The 16,368-nt window shown below is 68.0% G+C and carries 15 protein-coding genes; 4 read left to right on the forward strand and 11 right to left on the reverse strand.

The features are described from left to right. Position 1 precedes the first annotated feature (1 nt). Positions 2 to 1,651 carry a SpoIIE family protein phosphatase gene (locus A6A04_RS10390; protein WP_245651158.1) on the reverse strand — a complete coding sequence of 550 codons (1,650 nt, stop codon included), beginning with the start codon at positions 1,649 to 1,651 and terminating at the stop codon, positions 2 to 4. A gap of 129 nt (positions 1,652 to 1,780) precedes the next feature. Here A6A04_RS10390 and A6A04_RS10395 point away from each other — a divergent pair, with 129 nt between their 5' ends. Both A6A04_RS10395 and A6A04_RS10400 read left to right on the forward strand, forming a co-directional pair. Beyond that, on the forward strand, positions 1,781 to 4,225 hold the full coding sequence (locus A6A04_RS10395; RefSeq protein WP_068492551.1) for a helicase-related protein: 2,445 nt from the start codon (positions 1,781 to 1,783) through the stop codon (positions 4,223 to 4,225). 109 nt (positions 4,226 to 4,334) lie between these two features. Then, a complete protein-coding gene (locus tag A6A04_RS10400; RefSeq protein ID WP_068492553.1) occupies positions 4,335 to 4,724 on the forward strand; it encodes a TerB family tellurite resistance protein in 390 nt (129 codons plus the stop codon). 7 nt (positions 4,725 to 4,731) lie between these two features. Here the strand turns inward: A6A04_RS10400 and A6A04_RS10405 are convergent, their stop codons facing one another. Then, positions 4,732 to 5,616 (reverse strand): S-methyl-5'-thioadenosine phosphorylase, encoded by an 885-nt coding sequence (locus A6A04_RS10405; protein ID WP_068492555.1) that lies wholly within the window; start codon positions 5,614 to 5,616, stop codon positions 4,732 to 4,734. Positions 5,617 to 5,726: 110 nt separating this feature from the next. Between A6A04_RS10405 and A6A04_RS10410 the strand changes: the two genes are divergently transcribed. Continuing rightward, positions 5,727 to 6,800 carry a PA0069 family radical SAM protein gene (locus A6A04_RS10410; RefSeq protein WP_156612555.1) on the forward strand — a complete coding sequence of 358 codons (1,074 nt, stop codon included), beginning with the start codon at positions 5,727 to 5,729 and terminating at the stop codon, positions 6,798 to 6,800. Between the two features lie 3 nt (positions 6,801 to 6,803). On the opposite strand, the gene msrB is transcribed toward A6A04_RS10410, so the two are convergent. The 8 genes from msrB to A6A04_RS10450 form a co-directional block, all read right to left on the reverse strand. Beyond that, positions 6,804 to 7,199: a peptide-methionine (R)-S-oxide reductase MsrB gene (gene msrB / locus A6A04_RS10415; protein ID WP_068492559.1), complete on the reverse strand. Its 396-nt coding sequence runs from the start codon at positions 7,197 to 7,199 to the stop codon at positions 6,804 to 6,806. 190 nt (positions 7,200 to 7,389) lie between these two features. Continuing rightward, the gene (locus tag A6A04_RS10420; protein WP_068492561.1) at positions 7,390 to 8,913 is read right to left on the reverse strand and encodes a sensor histidine kinase; all 1,524 of its coding nucleotides are present in this window, start codon (positions 8,911 to 8,913) and stop codon (positions 7,390 to 7,392) included. After that, positions 8,910 to 9,644, reverse strand: a complete 735-nt coding sequence (locus A6A04_RS10425) for a substrate-binding periplasmic protein (protein WP_082914842.1) — start codon at positions 9,642 to 9,644, stop codon at positions 8,910 to 8,912. Before A6A04_RS10425 ends, A6A04_RS10420 begins: the two co-directional genes overlap by 4 nt. Before the next feature lie 73 nt (positions 9,645 to 9,717). Continuing rightward, positions 9,718 to 10,746 (reverse strand): threonine-phosphate decarboxylase CobD, encoded by a 1,029-nt coding sequence (gene cobD / locus A6A04_RS10430; protein ID WP_172822755.1) that lies wholly within the window; start codon positions 10,744 to 10,746, stop codon positions 9,718 to 9,720. Continuing rightward, a complete protein-coding gene (locus A6A04_RS10435) occupies positions 10,743 to 11,849 on the reverse strand; it encodes a CaiB/BaiF CoA transferase family protein (RefSeq protein WP_068492565.1) in 1,107 nt (368 codons plus the stop codon). Before A6A04_RS10435 ends, cobD begins: the two co-directional genes overlap by 4 nt. A 125-nt stretch (positions 11,850 to 11,974) precedes the next feature. Continuing rightward, a complete protein-coding gene (locus tag A6A04_RS10440; RefSeq protein ID WP_068492567.1) occupies positions 11,975 to 13,000 on the reverse strand; it encodes an OmpA family protein in 1,026 nt (341 codons plus the stop codon). A gap of 143 nt (positions 13,001 to 13,143) precedes the next feature. Then, positions 13,144 to 13,944 (reverse strand): CDP-diacylglycerol--serine O-phosphatidyltransferase, encoded by an 801-nt coding sequence (gene pssA / locus A6A04_RS10445; protein ID WP_068492569.1) that lies wholly within the window; start codon positions 13,942 to 13,944, stop codon positions 13,144 to 13,146. After that, positions 13,944 to 14,651 carry a phosphatidylserine decarboxylase gene (locus tag A6A04_RS10450; protein ID WP_245651159.1) on the reverse strand — a complete coding sequence of 236 codons (708 nt, stop codon included), beginning with the start codon at positions 14,649 to 14,651 and terminating at the stop codon, positions 13,944 to 13,946. Before A6A04_RS10450 ends, pssA begins: the two co-directional genes overlap by 1 nt. A 152-nt stretch (positions 14,652 to 14,803) precedes the next feature. On the opposite strand from A6A04_RS10450, the gene A6A04_RS10455 reads away from it, so the two are divergent. Continuing rightward, the gene (locus tag A6A04_RS10455) at positions 14,804 to 15,340 is read left to right on the forward strand and encodes a hypothetical protein (protein WP_068492885.1); all 537 of its coding nucleotides are present in this window, start codon (positions 14,804 to 14,806) and stop codon (positions 15,338 to 15,340) included. Here A6A04_RS10455 and A6A04_RS10460 read toward each other — a convergent pair. Continuing rightward, positions 15,321 to 16,334, reverse strand: coding sequence for a LysM peptidoglycan-binding domain-containing protein (locus A6A04_RS10460; RefSeq protein ID WP_082914843.1), 1,014 nt, complete (start codon positions 16,332 to 16,334; stop codon positions 15,321 to 15,323). The genes A6A04_RS10455 and A6A04_RS10460 overlap by 20 nt on opposite strands. Positions 16,335 to 16,368: the final 34 nt, after the last annotated feature.

Consider the following 16,368-nt stretch of genomic DNA (forward strand, 5'->3'; position numbering starts at 1 on the left):
GTCAGAGCCTGGGACGGAAGGCCACGAAAGTGGTGTCGTCACGCAGCGCCTGACCGCCGCGCCACTCGGCCAGCAAGGCGAACAGCTTTTCCTTCTGCTGCTCCAGCGGCAAATCGGCCACGCCGCTCAGCGCCTCCAGCAGGCGGCGGCGCCCGAACAGCCGCTGCGACGGCCCGCCCATCTGGTCCACCAATCCATCGGTGTAGAGATAGAAGGTATCGCCCTCGGCGATATCGAAATCATGACGGGTCAGCGCCAGCTCGGCCGGTGAATCGCAATAGCCCAGGCTGCAGCGATCGCCCTGGACCAGCTTCATCTCGCCTTTGGACCAGATCAGCAGCGGCTGGTTGGCGCCGGCGAAGGACAAAATCCGGCGGCCATGGTCCACCACGCAGATGGCGGCGTCCAGACCGTCATTGGCGGGAGCATCGGCGCGGTCCTGCCGCAAGGCCGATTTCACCAGCGTATTGAGCAGGGCCAGGATGGCGGCCGGATCCTCGTGCTGGTGATGGTGCAGCACGCGGGCCAGGATCGACGACACCACCGCCGTCATGAAGGCGCCGGGGACGCCGTGACCGGTGCAGTCCATCACCGTCACCACCGTCTTGTCGCCGAACTTGCCCGCCCAGTAATAGTCGCCGCCCACGATCTCGAACGGATGCCAGCCCACCGCGAAATCCATCATGCTGCCGCTCAGGGTGGCGGGATCGGGCAGCAGCGCCGTCTGGATGCGGCTGGCGTAGCGGATACCATCGGAGATGAAGCGGCTGGCCTTTTCCAGTTCCATATTGGCCCGTTCCACCACTTCCTTTTCCTGGGCAAGTTCGGCGGTGCGTTCCACCACCCGCTGTTCCAGGTCGCGGGCCAGGGCGGCCAGTTCCGCCTCGGCGGCGTCGCGGGCCCGCAGGCCGCGTTGGGTCTGGTCCAGCAGAGCGTTGACGGTGGAGGCCAGCAATCCCAATTCGTCGCGCTGATGGCGGGGCGGCATGGCGATGAGGAAATCGCCCGGCCGCTCGGGATCGACCTTGCCGATGGCGGCGCTGATCTTCAGCAGCGGCTTGGTGATCAGGACATAGAACACCGCCACTACCAGCAGGCACAACAGCACGGTGCGCGCCGCCCCCGCCGCCGCCGTGCTGGCGATATGGGAGATATAGCGGCTCATCAGCCGCCCGGGATCGAGCCGCAGGTCCAGCCGCCCCACATCCAGGCTGGTGCCCTTCTGGTCGCTTTTCAGCAAGAGGCTGTGGCTGGTGAAATCGCCGAACAGCCATTGGGCCAGCTCGGGGAAGGCGGTTTCGGCCCCCGGCCGCTCCTTGCGGCCCAGTACGTCGCCGAAATTGTCCACCAGCCTGACCTCGGCCACCACCGGGTCCTGCATCAGGCCATTGGCGACCTCGCCCGCCAGATCGGCCGACAGCAGGAAGGCGGCTTCCACCGCCAGGCCGCGCACCAAGGCCAGATTGGCGGTGGTGGCGTCGGTAACTTCCTGGCGCATGCGGCGATAGTCGGCCATCAGGTCCCAGGCCCCGGCGACAAGGCCAAGGGTCAGCGCGATGACCAGGGTGGCCACCGCCTGCTTGAACGACAATCCCTCGAACACGCCGACCGAGCGGGTCACGCCCTGGTCGGGAATCACGAAGTCTTTCACCTGACGCCCTTCAAACCGGAATCCATTCCGACCATGATATGCAGTGGAACGCCCCTGTCACGCGCAATTCCCACCTCTCCCCCCCAATCTCTTGCCATAGGCCGCCAATCGGGCGACTCTGGACCGGCCATGACCACCTCCCGTTCCGCCGCGTCAGCGTCGCCGGGCCGCCTGACGGCGGTTCTCGGCCCCACCAATACCGGCAAGACCCATCTGGCGCTCGAACGCATGCTGGGCCATGCCTCGGGCATGATCGGCTTTCCGCTGCGGTTGCTGGCGCGCGAGAATTACGAGCGCATCGTCCGGCTGAAAGGCGCCGGCTCGGTGGCGCTGATCACCGGCGAGGAGAAGATCGTCCCACCCCATCCCCGCTGGTTCGTCTGCACCGTGGAATCCATGCCGCTGGACCGCCGGGTGGCCTTCCTGGCGGTGGACGAGATCCAGCTTTGCGCCGATCCCGAGCGCGGCCACATCTTCACCGACCGGCTGCTGCATGCCCGGGGCGAACAGGAAACCATGGTGCTGGGGGCGGAAACCATCAAGCCGCTGCTGCGCCGTCTGGTGCCGGGGGTGGACTTCATCAGCCGCCCGCGCTTTTCCAGCCTGATCCATGTGGGACCGCGCAAGCTCAACCGGCTGCCGCCGCGCTCGGTGGTGGTGGCCTTCTCCGCCGCCGAGGTCTACGCCATGGCGGAATCGGTGCGCCGCTCGCGCGGCGGCGCGGCGGTGGTGCTGGGCGCCCTGTCGCCCCGCACCCGCAATGCCCAGGTGGCCATGTATCAGGCGGGCGAGGTGGACTACATCGTCGCCACCGACGCCATCGGCATGGGCCTCAACATGGATGTGGACCATGTGGCCTTCGCCGCGTTGCGCAAGTTCGACGGCCGGGCGCCGCGACCGCTGGAGCCGCCCGAACTGGCCCAGATCGCGGGCCGCGCCGGGCGCCACATGAATGACGGCAGTTTCGGCACCACCGCCGATGCCGGGACCATCCCGCCCGACATGGTCGAGGCCATCGAGAACCACCGTTTCGCGCCGCTGAAGCTGCTATCCTGGCGCAATTCCGACCTGCGCTTCGCCTCGGTGGCCGCCCTGCTGGCCAGCCTGGACAAACCCGCGCCGCTGCCCGGCCTGATCCGCGCCCGCGAGGCCGACGACCACACCGCCCTGGCCGCCCTTTCCCTGGATGCCGATATCGCGCGTCTGGCCAATCATCCCGACCGGGTGCGGCTGTTGTGGGAGGTCTGCCAGATTCCCGATTTCCGCAAGGTGCTGGACGAATCCCACACCCGCCTGCTGGGGCGGGTCTTCACCCATCTGGCGGCCCCCGCCGGACGGCTGCCCACCGACTGGGTCGTCGAGAATGTCCGGCGCATCGACCGCACCGACGGCGAGTTGGATACCATCGTGGCCCGCATCGCCCAGATCCGCACCTGGACCTATATGGCCCACCGGCCCGACTGGATGGCCGATCCCGGCCACTGGCAGGAGCTGACCCGGGCCATCGAGGACCGCCTGTCCGACGCCCTGCACGACCGCCTGACCAACCGCTTCGTCGACAAGCGCACCGCCCATCTGACCCGCAGGCTGCGGGACGGCGGCGGGCTGGAGGCCGGGCTGTCCGACAGTGGCGAGGTCCGGGTTGACGGCCATGTGGTGGGCCGCCTGGACGGTTTCGTCTTCGTTTCCGAGCGGGCGGACTCCGCCGGAGCGACGCGCACCCTGCAGGCGGCGGCGCTGCGCGCCCTGACCGGCGAGGTGGCCGAGCGGCTGCGCCGCATCGCCGAGGACCCGCCCGAGGCCTTCACCCTGGCGGCTGACGGCCTGCGCTGGCGCGGCGCCCTGGTGGCCAGCCTGTCCGCCGGAGCGGATATCCTGCGGCCGCGCCCCACCCCCCTGGCCAGTGACCTGCTGGACCCCAGCCAGCGCGACGGGCTGCGCCGCCGCCTCGACGATGTCTGCCCGCTGGTGCTGGGCCGCGATCTGGCGCCGCTGTTCCGCCTGCGTGCCGCACCGCTGACCGGAGCGGCCCGGGGCCTTGCCCATCAACTGGTGGAAGGGCTGGGCTCGGCGCCCCTTGCCGACTGCCGGGTCGGGGTCGAGGCGCTGGATGCCGCCGGGCGCGGTGCCCTGACCCGGCTGGGGGTCCGCTTCGGCACCGAAAGCGTCTTCCTGCCCCTGCTGCTGAAGCCCGCCGCCCTGCAGGCCCGTGCCCAGCTCTGGGGCATCGCCCAGGGGCTGACCCCGCCGCCCTCCCCCGCCCCCCGTCCCGCCGTCGCCGATCCCGGCTGGCCCCCCGGTTTCGCCGAGGCGGTAGGTTATCGGCTGTTGGGGGGCATCGCGGTCAGGCTCGACATCCTGGAACGCTTCGCCGCCGAAACCCGCGCCCTGGCCAGGGCAGGGGCTGAACCCAATCCGGACGAGCCCAGCCGCCTGATGGCCTCGCTGCTGAGCCTCGGCCTTGATGCCGCCCGCTCGGTCCGCGCCGCCCTGTCGCGCCGCGCCAAGGGAGCGAATCGGCCAAGGCCGCGGCCCGTTGACCCTGATTCCCCCTTCGCCGTGCTGAAACGGTGACGGAATTGCCGCCAAAGCGGTTGGGGGGTGCTGACGAATGGGTTAGGCTTGCCTATCTGATGTGCCATGGGGACAAATTGCCCCTTCACTTGATCCCGGGGGGAGCGTGATGACAGCCACCAAGAAACTGCTGGACGCCGCCATGGCGGCGGCAGCCATCATCGCCAAGGCCGATGGCTGGGTTTCCGAGGAGGAATCCAATGTGGTGGCCCGCCTGGCGCGGGGTATCGATGATGTATCCTCCAGCCACGGCTCGCAGGCCATGGCACTCTATGCCGGCTATGTGCGCAAGCTGGGCCAGGATAACGGCGCCGCCGCCCGCGAGGCCTGGAACGCCCTGGCAGCGGTGGCCGACGACCCCGAAACGGCCAAGGCCGTGCTGGCCATCGCCTGCCGCATCGCCGACGTGGATTCCAAGATCTATGCCGAGGAAGCCTTGCTGTTGCGCATGATCGCCAACGAACTGCGCCAGGAACTCCCCGCCGCCTATATCCGCTAAGCGCCCGCTACTTCAGCACCCGCCCCGCCACGGCGTCGAGCCGCCCGACCACGGCGGGGTCGCGCACCTCGCCATGGGTGATGATGGCGTTGTCGAGAGCGGTATGGCAGCCCTTGGCGCAAGGCGCCGAGCGGCCGGTGACCTTGGGCGCCACCGCCTTGACCAGCGAGCGAGCACGGTCGGCATTGGCCAGCAGCACCTTGACGATGGCATCCACCGTCACCGCGTCATGGTCGGGGTGCCAGCAGTCGTAATCGGTGACCATGGCGACCGAGGCGTAGCACATCTCGGCCTCGCGGGCCAATTTGGCCTCGGGCATGTTGGTCATGCCGATGACGTCGCAGCCCCATTGGCGATAGAGGTTGCTTTCGGCCTGGGTCGAGAACTGGGGGCCTTCCATCACCAGATAGGTGCCGCCGCGCACGGCGATGATGCCCGCCTCCCTAGCGGCCGCCTCCACCAGATCGCCCAGGCGGCCGCAGACCGGATGGGCCATGGAGACATGGGCCACCAGGCCGGTCTCGAAGAAGCTCTTGGTCCGCGCGAAGGTGCGGTCGATGAACTGGTCGACGATGACGAAGGTGCCGGGCGGCAACTCCTCCTTCAGCGAACCCACCGCCGATACCGACAGGATCTCGGTGACGCCCGCCCGCTTCATGGCGTCGATATTGGCGCGGAAATTCAGCTCGGACGGCGGAATGCGATGGCCGCGCCCATGACGGGGCAGGAACACCAGCTTCTGGCCGTTCAGCTCGCCGAACAGGAACTCGTCCGAGGTGGGGCCGAAGGGGCTGTCCACCCGGCGCCATTCCTTGTTGGTCAGTCCGTCGATGTCGTAGACGCCGGAACCGCCGATGATGCCCAGAACCGGAGTGGAATGACCGTCCGCCATGAAACCGCCCTTTCGCCGATGAAATTCACCGCAATGTGTTAGGGGAAAAGCCCGGCGGAGGCAAGGGCGCGGCTCTCGACTCACCGCTTGCGTTCATGTTATGTTCGATCATGACCCGCACCGAGTCCTGGCCCAAGGCGCGCGGCGCCCGCTTCAACCCCGCCACCCGCTTCGACCGGCTGCGGCGGGAAGCGGTGGATGACGGCTGGGCGCCGGACGAGGACGAGCCGCCCGCGCCTCCCACCATCCTCCATGTGGACGCCACCCGCTCCATCATCACCCGCAACAACTCACCCGACATCCCGTTCGACCGCTCGGTCAATCCCTATCGCGGCTGCGGCCATGGCTGCGTCTACTGTTTCGCCCGGCCCAGCCACGCCTATCTGGAACTGTCGCCCGGGCTGGATTTCGAGACCCAGCTGTTCGTCAAGCCCGAGGCACCGCGCCTGCTGGAGGCGGAATTGCGCAAGCCCGGCTATCGCGCCGCCGTCCTGGCCATCGGCACCAATACCGATCCCTACCAGCCCATCGAGCGCGACCACCGCATCATGCGCGGCTGCCTTGATGTGTTGGCCGCCTTCAATCACCCGGTGAGCATCACCACCAAGGGCGTCCTGATCACTCGCGATATCGACCTCCTGGCGCCCATGGCGGCCAAGGGACTGGTCCTGGCGGCCATCAGCGTCACCACCCTGGATGCCCGTCTGCACGGTCTGTTGGAGCCGCGCGCCAGTTCCCCGGCCCGGCGGCTGGACACCATCCGCCGCCTGTCCCAGGCCGGGATTCCCACCATGGTGATGGCGGCGCCCATGATTCCGCGCGTCAATGACCACGAGTTGGAACATATCCTGGAGGCGGCCAAGGCGGCGGGGGCCACCGCCGCCGCCTATACCCTGCTGCGGCTGCCGCGCGAGGTGAAGGACCTGTTCGCCGACTGGCTGGAGGCCCATTTCCCCGACCGCAAGGCGCATGTCCTGTCGCTGGTGGCGGATCAGCGCGGCGGCATGCTGAACGAGTCCCGCTTCGGCGCCCGGTTCAGCGGCACCGGCGAGCATGCCGCCCTGCTGTCCCAGCGCTTCCGCGTCGCCCTGACCAAACTGGGCCTGAACGGCGCCCGCCTGAGCCTGGACGCCAGCCGCTTCCGGGTGCCGCCCAGGGCCGGGGACCAGTTGAGCCTGTTCTGAGCCCTATTCCTTCACATGCTTCAGCGCCGCCGAGTTGATGCAGTAGCGCAGGCCGGTGGGAGCCGGGCCGTCGTCGAAGACATGGCCGAGATGGGAGTCGCAGCGCGAACACAGCACCTCGACCCGGCGCATGCCGTGGCTGCGGTCCTCCGCCTCGGCCACCGCCTCGGGCACGGCCGGGCGGGTGAAGGCGGGCCAGCCGCAGCCGGAATTGTATTTGGCCTCGGCGGTGAACAGCGGCTGGCCGCAGGCGACGCAGGCATAGGTGCCGGGCGGGCTGGAATGGTCATAGACCCCGGAAAACGGCGGCTCGGTGGCCTTCTTGCGGGTGATGGCGTATTGCACCGGCGTCAGCAGCGCCCGCCATTCCTCGTCCGACTTCACCACCTTGTCCACCATGGCATCCTCCTTGGATCGACCCTCAATTCAGTCTGTCCGGCTAAGGTGGAACCGCTCTCTCTTCGTCATGCCCGGACTTGATCCGGGCATCCATGGACCCTCGGGTCCAGCCCGAGGGTGACGAAAAGAAAATCGATTCCGCCAAACTCCGATAACGTTAGGCATGGAGACATGGATTTGAAAGGGGGGATCAGATCACCGGCAGGGTGAAGCGGAAGGTGGTGCCCTGGCCGGGCCGCGACTCGACCCAGATGGCGCCGCCATGGCGCTGTACGATGCGCTTGCAGATGGCCAGGCCGACGCCGGTTCCGGGATAGGCATGGGCGGGGTGTTGGCGACGGAAAATTTCGAAGGGGTCGCTGCCATCGGCCATCATGCCGATGCCGTCGTCGGCGACGCCGAACCGCCAGACTCCGTCCATGCGCTCCACCGTCACCTCGATCCGGGGGGACTGGCCCGGGCGATGAAACTTGACGGCGTTGCTGAGCAGGTTCTGGAACAACTGCATCAACTGGATCTCGTCGCCCCAAACCTCGGGCAGATCGGCCACCGTGATGATGGCGCCGGATTCCCGGATGCTGTCGGTCATATTCTCCAGCGCACTGGCACAGGCCCGCGCCGCCGAGACCCGTTGGAACGCATTGCCATCCTGGTCCAGCCGGGAATAGGCCAGCAGATCGTTGATCAAGGCATGCATGCGCTTGCCCGCCGTGACCACGAAACCGATATATTCATCGGCGCGCGCATCCAGCCGCCCGGCATAGTGGCGCGACAGCAACTGGGCGAAGGAGACGATGCTGCGCAACGGCTCCTGCAGATCGTGGGAGGCGACGAAGGCGAAGCGCTCCAATTCCCGGTTGGCGGCGGCCAGCCGGTCCAGCGCCTGCTGCAATTCCCGCTCTCGGGCTTGGCGCTCGGCGATGTCCCATTCCAGTTCGGCATTGGCCCCCGCCAGTTCGCGATAGGCGGATTCCAGCCCCAGCGACATGGCGCGGAAGGCGTCCACCAACTGGTCCAATTCGTCGGGCTGCCGGGGCTGGGTGCGGTTCAGGCGCAATTCGGGCCCGGAACCGTGGGAGTCGTAGCGACTGAAGAACTGGGCGATGGCCACCAGATGCCGGGTGATCAGGCGATGGACGATATACAGGGTGAACAGCGACACCAGGAAGGTCTTCAGCCCCTGGGCCACCAGGATCACCACCACCTTCTCCCGCAGCCGGTCGTAGACGCCCTCCAGGCTGGCCTCGGCCCGCAAGCTCGCCACCTCGCGAACAGTCCCGCGATCGTCGTAGCGCAGCACATAGTCGCGGGCCAGGATGGCCTGGCCGCCGCTGCCACCCACCACCACCAGCAAGGGATTCGACACCCCCGGCGTGGTTTCGCGCACTTCCAGGCGCTGCATGTCGGGCAGGCGGAGGATGCCCTCCAGCTGCACCCGCAACCCCTCGGAATCCACGTTCCACACCGCCACCGACAGGCTGGTGAGGTTGCTGCGGCCGATATCGTCGAGCCGCCCCTCGATCTGGCGCAGGTCGTGGGAATAGTCGAGTCCGAGCTGGGCCAGGGTCGAGACCAGGGTCACCATGGAACTGAACAGCACGATCAGGGCCAGCACCCGAAGCCCGATGCCGCGCGCCATGGCCGGATGCGGCCGGGACAGGCCGGGGCGCTCGTCCTGATCCTCGGACGACGGGGGCGGGGCCAGCGCGGTCACGAGAAGTAGTTCTCCTTGAAGATGCGCTCAAGGGTACCGTCGTCCCGCATGTCGCGGATGGCGCGGTTGAACTGGTCCATCAGGTCGAGATGGGGCGATTTCAACGAGCATTGCAGCACCAGCTCCATGCTTCCCAGCGACAGCCGTTCGCCCAGATGCTGGTTCAGCCCCATCTGGGCCGCCAGATACAAGATGGTGGGAACCGCCCCGGCAATGGCGTCGACCCGCCCATGGGCGATCTTGCGCAGCCCGGTCTGGTAGTCGGTGTCGAATTCCTTGGCGATGGCGGGGTCGTGGTCGAAACGCGCTCCCAGCGACAGGCCGCGCAGTACCGAGATGGACTTCAGCCCGCGCAGATCGTCATAGCCGGCCAATCGGGAGCCCTTGGCGGCGATGACGCCGATGGGATGGTCCGAGACCAGTTCGCCCTTGCGGACGACGCGGGCGCGCTGGTCGTTCCAGACGATGATGGTGCAGTCCTGGGCGCCCGCCTCCAATTCGCGATCGATGCGGGCGAAAGGATGCAGCGACATGGCGATGCGGTGGCCGGTGCGCCGCTCCAATTCTCGGACCACGTCGGGAAACACCCCCGACAGCCGGGTGCTGGCGGACTCCGCATAGGCCCAGGGCGCCACGTCGATGGTGATGAATTTCAGGTCGCGGGCCTGGGCTTGGGCGGCGACCAACGTCATCCACACCAGCCCCAGCACCGGAAGCAGACTCCGTCGCATCCCGTCTCCCCAGCCTTAGCCTCCCGTTGGGGGATGATAGCGGCAATGTGGACAGCCGAGAACCAAAACCCGATCACGGGGCCGCAAGAACCCGCCGCAGCCGCTCCAGCCCGCCCGAATCGGAAGGCAGGCCGAAGCGCAGCCGGTCCGGCCGGTCCGCGAAGGCCCGGGTCAGGATTCCCGCCCGCCCCAGCCGGTCATACAGCCGCGCCGCCTCGTCATGGGGCAAGCGGTTGGGGCGGGCCAGCACGAACAGGTCGGTGCCGCCCAGCACCTCCCAGCCGCCCGCGGTCAGCACCTGGCGCAGTTCGGCGGTGGCTTGGGCCAGACGCGGTCGGGTGGCGGCGGCCCAGCCCTCATCGGCTAGGGCGACGGTACCCACCGTCAGGGCAGGCCCCGAAACCGCCCAAGGCCCCATCATGGCCCGCAACCGCTCGACCAGGACGGGCTCGGCCAGGGCGAAACCGAGGCGCAGCCCGGCGAGGCCATGGAACTTGCCGAAGGATTTCAGCACCACCAGACCGGGGCCAACCCGCCCGGCCAGGGACAGATCGGGGCGGAGATCGCCGAAGGCTTCGTCCACCACCAGCAACCCACCTTGTCGGGCCAGCCGCGCCGCCAGGGCGGACAGAATTTCAGGCGACGTGATCCGGCCATCGGGATTGTTGGGATTGACCACCACCACCGCCCCGACTTCGTCCACCGAGGACAAATCCTCCACATCCGACACCTGGTGCCCCACCGCCGCCCAGGCACGGCCATGTTCGCCATAGGTGGGCGAGACGATGGCGACACGGCCCGGAGCCAGCAGACGGGGCACCGCCTGGATCAGCGGCTGGCTGCCCGCCGCCGTCACCACCAGGGCCGCATCGGCGACACCCCAGCAGCGGGCGGCGGCCCGGCGCAAGGCCTCTTCCTCGGCGGCACCGGGCAGGCGGTGCCAGGCCTCGGCCGGAATGTGGGGCAAGGGATAAGGCCAGGGATTGATGCCGGTGGAGAGATCAAGCCAGCCCTCGGCCGGGCGTCCCCACCGCGCCGCCGCCCCCGCCAGATCGCCGCCATGAAGGGGAAGCGGGGCCAGGGGTAGCTGGGTCGGGCTCACCGCCAATCCGCCAGCACCGCCTCGGCACCGCGCTCCACCAGCGGGCGGCGGTCGCGCACCCGCTGACCATCCATCAGCATGGGCAGGGCCACGTCGATGATGCCGTCAGCGGCCCGCCTGACGAAGCCGCGCGCCCGGTGATGGGGATGGTCCGCCACCTCGGAGGGGTCCAGCACCGGCTCGAAGGTGCAATCGGCGGGTTCCAGCAGCGTGGTCCACTCGGCCAGGGTCTTTGAGGCGAACAGGGCCTCCAACTCGGCGATCATGGCGGTCTGGGGCAGGGGATCGGCCTGACGCGCGATCCAATCGGGCCGCTCCACGGCGGTGCAGAACGACCGCCAGAACTTCTCCTCCAGCGCCGCGATGGCGGCGAAGCGGCCGTCCCTGGTGCGATAGATGCGGTAATGGGCGGCGCCGCCATTGATCAGGTCGGCCTCGCGTCCCGGCGTGCCCCAGCGTTCCGCCATGGTCAGCACCCCACCCATCCAGGACAGCGCCGCCTCGGACAGGCTGACATCGATGACGGCGCCCTTGCCGGTGGTGGCGCGGCGCAACAGGGCGGCCAGGATGGCATTGACCGCCAGCATGGCCCCGGCATGGTCGGCCAGGGGGGGAAAGGTCATCACCGGCCGCTCGGCGGGACCGCTGGCCGCCAGCATTCCCGCCGCCGCCAGATAGGTGACATCATGGCCCGCCCGCTCGGCGAAGGGGCCGGTGCCGCCATAGCCCGACAGGCGGCAGGTGATCAGGCGAGGGTTCAAGCCGACCAGCCGCTCGTCGCCGAAGCCCAGCCGGGCCAGCACGCCGGGACGGAACCCGTCCAGCAGCACATCGGCCTTTTCCAGCAAGCCCGCGAACGCCGCCTTGCCCCCGGCGCTTTTCAGATCCAGCGCCACCACCGTCTTGTTGCGGTTGGCCAGCTTGTAGAAAGCGGTGGTGCCATCGGCATCCACCGGCCCCATCACCCGCATGGGGTCGCCCAGCGGACCTTCCACCTTGACCACCTCGGCGCCCAGATCCGAGAGCCACATGGTAGCCAGCGGGCCGGGGATATACATGGACAGGTCGAGGACGCGAAGGCCGGAAAGACAGTCGGACAGCATGGCGGGCTCCGGAACAGGGTCACCCCAGGGAAGCAGCCCCGGCGCCCATGGTCAACACCCTCCTGAACGGAAAAGGGCCCCCTCGGAGGAGGGGGCCCTGATCGGACGCTGATGATCGGCCGGAATTACGGCATCACGATCTCGACGCGACGGTTCTGCGGCTCGCGCACGCCATCGGGGGTGGCGACCATGGGCGAGGACTTGCCCTTGGCGACGGTGATGATCTGGTTGGCGGGCACGCCCTGGGCGACCAACTGGGCCTTCACGGCATCGGCACGCTTCTGCGACAGGGCCTGATTGTACTTGGCGCTGCCGGCCAGATCGGTGTGACCGGTCAGGTCGATACGGGCGGCACCCGACGACTTGACGGCGGAGGCGGCCTGCTGGATCACCCGGTTGGCCTCGGGGGTGATGGCGGACTTGTCGAAGTCGAAGAACACGATGAAGTTCTTGGCCACCTGCGGCACGGCCTTGGGGGCCGGGGCCGGAGCCGCCACCGGGACGGGGGCCGGAGCGGGAGCCGCCACCGGAGCGGGCTTGTTGAACTTGTAGGTGAAGCCCAGCAGCACCGCGTGATCGCGATACTCGCTGTCCAGTGTGGTGTTGTTGGCGTTGGCCTTGGTCTCGTAGTCCAGGGTCGCGAAGTAGCGATACTGGGCCTTCAGCTCGAGATTCTTGTTGATGTCGTAGGCGACACCGGCAAAGCCCTGATAGGCGAACTGCCAGTCGTCGCCGTTATAGACGCTGGTGTTGTTCTGCTTGACGGTTCCAGCATCGACCATGGCCGCGCCGATACCGGCGCCGACGAAGGGATGCCAGGACGACTGCGGCATGAAGTAGTAGGCGCCGTTGACCATGGTGGCCAGCGCAGTGGTGTCACCGCTGCCGGTGGCGCCGCCGACCTTGTCGATGCCGCTGGAGCGGTAGCTGAGTTCGCCTTCCAGCCGCCACTGGCCGAAGGCATAGCCCACCTGGCCCTGGACCAGCCAGCCGATATCGGACTCGCTCTTGTAGCCGAGGCCGGTGCCGCTGTTCTTGGAGTCTTGCAGCCACTGGGCGCCGGCATCGGCACCCACATACCACTCGGCCTGGGCCAGAGCGGGCACGGCGGCGATCACCGCGGCGGCGAGGAGGGTCTTGAAGCTGCGCATGGTGCGAAATCCTTTGAGTCTTGTCATAAGACGAAATTCTGCTTTGTCCTATGTAGACCGTGACCTTGGCTGCGGCAAGCAGGCGTAAGTCCTGGGCAGCGCTATTCCCGGCGGGTGTTGCCGCAATGCAACACTGTGACCGGTCAATCCGGGGTTGCGGCGGCGGCGGCGGTATCCAAGGCGGCGCGGTCGGCCTGATCCTTGAGGCGGCGGAACGAGCGCACGGAAAACGGGATCGACGCCATATAGGCCGAGCCCACCAGCGACAGGGTCAGCCAGGGTTCGGTCACCATGAAGGCGGCGGCCAGCCCCACCACCAGCAAGATGGGCAGCACCCATTTATGGGGAATGCGCACCTTTTTGAACGAGAAGGTGGGGATCTTGCTGACCATCATGAACGACACGCCCAGCAGGAACAGCGCCACCAGCCAGGGCCGGTCGAAGAAGCCGTCACCGAACTGGATGGTGAGGATCAGCGGCAGCAGCACCATGCCCGCCCCGGCGGGAGCGGGCACGCCGGTGAAGAAGTTATAGGCATAGGGCGGCAGGTCGGGTTCGCCGATCATGGTGTTGAAGCGGGCCAGACGCAGGGCGCAGCAGACCGAGAACAGCAGTACCAGCGCCCAGCCGAAGCCACCCGCGCCGCGCATGGCCCAGAAATACAGCACCATGGCCGGGGCGACACCGAAGCTGACGAAATCCGACAGGGAATCCAGCTCGGCGCCGAATTTGGAGGTGCCCTGCAACAGTCGGGCGATACGCCCGTCGAGCCCGTCCAGCACGGCGGCCAGCATGGTGGCCAATACCGCTTCCTTCCACATGTCGTGCATGGCGAAGCGGATGGAGGTCAGGCCGGCGCACAACGCCAGCAGGGTCAGGATATTGGGAATCAGCTTGTTGATGGACAAGCCGGGAATGCGTGGCGACCGCTTGGGGCGGAACATCAGCGCACCTCGCCCGGGCGCGCCGCCTGGGGGCCGTCGAGATCGGCCAGAACCGTCTCGGCCGCCAGCGTGGTCTGGCCCAGCGCCACCAGCGGCTCGACGCCCTCGGGCAAATAGACATCGACGCGCGAGCCGAAGCGGATCAGGCCGAAGCGCTCGCCCGCCCTCACCTGCTGCCCGTCCTTGAGATCGCATTTGATGCGTCGCGCCACCAGCCCGGCGATCTGCACGAAGGCCAGTTCGCGGCCATCGGGCCGGGTCAGGCGCACCGACATGCGTTCGTTGTCGGCGCTGGCCTTGTCCAGCGAAGCGTCGAGGAACTTGCCCGGCCGATAGGACGTGGCCGACACGGTGCCGTCCACCGGCACCCGGTTGATATGGACCGAGAACACGCTCATGAAGACCGAGATCCGCATGCGCGGCTCATCGCCCATGCCCAGTTCGGGCGGCGGCGCGGCCATGCCGATCATCTGGACCACGCCGTCGGCGGGGCTGATCACCAGACCGTCGCGGATGGGGGTGACGCGGTCGGGATCGCGGAAGAACCAGGCGCACCAGCAGGTCAGCAGCCCCCCCAGCCAGCCCAGCGGCGCCCAGACCTGCCCCAGCAGCAATGCCGCCACGGCGAACAGGGCGACGAACGGCCAACCCTCGCGGTTGACGGGGAACCAGAGATACTTGGTCAAGGAAATGTTGTGAGCCTGCACGAGCCAATCTCCGCGTGGGAGCCCCACCCCTCAGCGGCAAGGCACCAGGACCTTATACAGCCGGTCTTTTGGAATTTCATCCCGAACCGCGTCGTGATAGTCATGATATTCGTGTGTCGCCCCTTTGTTTCGGCCGCAAGGCAATTCGCAGCATGACCAGAAGCGTTACCTTGACCCTGGGCGGAAAGCCCCTACCGATCGATCTTCAGGGCGCCTGGGCCGAGGACGACAGCCAGGCCCTGGTACTGGGCGACGGTTCGGTCAAATTCGATTTCAATCTGCGCCAGATCCGCTTCGCCGCACAATTGGAGCAGGCCCGGGGTGCCGCCCATATGAAGCTGGTGGGCGATCTCGGCCCCATGCCCTTCTCGGCGGAATCGCCCGCGGCGCGGGCGGGACTGGCCCGCATCGTCGAAGCCGCCAATGCCCATCTGGGCAGCGGATGCTTTCGCGTGGTGGCCGGGCGGGTGCTGGTGGGGGGCGACATCGCCATCCCGGTGCCGGTGACCGCCCATGCCCTGGTGACCGAGGTCACCCGCTTCCTGGCGCCGACCCTGCCCTATCTGGAAGTGATCGCCCTCTATATCCGGCCGCCCCTGGCCGCCGCGCGGCCAGGCGAAAGCGCCGTCCGGCCGGAATGGCGCCGGCTGGGCCTGCCCGGGCGCGGGGTTAGCGGTTGGGGACGCTGAACACCTGACCGGGATAGATCAGGTCGGGGTCCTTGATCCGGTCGCGGTTGGCCTCGAAGATCACGGTATAGGCGACGCCGCGCCCGTACAGCCTGCGGGCGATGCGCCATAGCGAGTTGCCCGGCGCCACCACGATTCCCACCGACCCGGCGGACAATTCCTCGCCCGGCGCCCAGCTCACCTCGACCCGGGCCAGCACCTTGCCCTTGTCGCCGATCAGGTCGGCGCGGAGCAGATGGCGGTCATGGCCCGCCGGCTTGGTGGAGTCCACCCGCCATTGGCCGTCGCCATCGGCATCGGCCTTGCCGATCAGCTTATTGTCCAGATACAGGAAGATCTTGGCTCCGGCATGGGCCTTGCCGCCCACGAACAGGCGGCCCTGGTCGTCATGGTCGACCACATCCAGCGAGATCAGCCCGCTGGTCCCCGCCGGTCCCTGCAACAGGCGGCTTGCGCCCTTCTTGCTGGTCTGGATGGCCAGGGCGGGACCCTTGCCCTGCTCGGGCACCACCAGCACGACCGGATCGCCGGAATCGGTGGTGGTTCCATCGGGATTGCGGGCGATCAGCCGCAGTTCGCGCGAACCGGGGGGCAGGGCGCCACTGGGAACGAAGACCCATTCGCCGCGCTGGTCGGCGGTGACCTTGCCCAGTTCGGTGCCGCCATCGACAATGGTCACCACCGCGCCGGGAACGGCGCGACCGGCAATGACCGAATTGCCATCGGTGCCGATGCGGACCACGTCGAAACTGGGTTCGCGCGCCGGGGCGGGCGCGGCGGGCATGGCGCCGGTCGCCGGGACGGCCTGGGGTACCGGGGCAGGCAGGTTGGCGGCGGACTTGTCCTCGCGCTCGTGCATCAGCGACAGTGCCAGGGCGATGGCGGCGACGGCGAGCCCGATCAGGGCGATAATGGTGGGGCGGTTCGTCGGCTCGTCCTTGGGACGGGACGGCGGCGGTTCATCCCGGGGCGGGGTTTCGGTGGCGGGCTCCATGGCCACAGCCTAGCAGGCTCGGCGAAGGCTGTCA

The sequence above is a fragment of the Paramagnetospirillum marisnigri genome (genome assembly GCF_001650715.1).
GTDB lineage: Bacteria > Pseudomonadota > Alphaproteobacteria > Rhodospirillales > Magnetospirillaceae > Phaeospirillum > Phaeospirillum marisnigri.

Excerpts from the sequence above, each read along its gene's own strand:
- A6A04_RS10395 (WP_068492551.1), top strand. The coding sequence starts at position 1,781 with ATGACCACCTCCCGTTCCGCCGCGTCAGCGTCGCCGGGCCGCCTGACG.
- A6A04_RS10400 (WP_068492553.1), top strand. The coding sequence starts at position 4,335 with ATGACAGCCACCAAGAAACTGCTGGACGCCGCCATGGCGGCGGCAGCC.
- A6A04_RS10405 (WP_068492555.1), bottom strand. The coding sequence starts at position 5,616 with ATGGCGGACGGTCATTCCACTCCGGTTCTGGGCATCATCGGCGGTTCC.
- A6A04_RS10410 (WP_156612555.1), top strand. The coding sequence starts at position 5,727 with ATGACCCGCACCGAGTCCTGGCCCAAGGCGCGCGGCGCCCGCTTCAAC.
- msrB (WP_068492559.1), bottom strand. The coding sequence starts at position 7,199 with ATGGTGGACAAGGTGGTGAAGTCGGACGAGGAATGGCGGGCGCTGCTG.
- A6A04_RS10425 (WP_082914842.1), bottom strand. The coding sequence starts at position 9,644 with ATGCGACGGAGTCTGCTTCCGGTGCTGGGGCTGGTGTGGATGACGTTG.
- A6A04_RS10435 (WP_068492565.1), bottom strand. The coding sequence starts at position 11,849 with ATGCTGTCCGACTGTCTTTCCGGCCTTCGCGTCCTCGACCTGTCCATG.
- A6A04_RS10440 (WP_068492567.1), bottom strand. The coding sequence starts at position 13,000 with ATGCGCAGCTTCAAGACCCTCCTCGCCGCCGCGGTGATCGCCGCCGTG.
- pssA (WP_068492569.1), bottom strand. The coding sequence starts at position 13,944 with ATGTTCCGCCCCAAGCGGTCGCCACGCATTCCCGGCTTGTCCATCAAC.
- A6A04_RS10455 (WP_068492885.1), top strand. The coding sequence starts at position 14,804 with ATGACCAGAAGCGTTACCTTGACCCTGGGCGGAAAGCCCCTACCGATC.
- A6A04_RS10460 (WP_082914843.1), bottom strand. The coding sequence starts at position 16,334 with ATGGAGCCCGCCACCGAAACCCCGCCCCGGGATGAACCGCCGCCGTCC.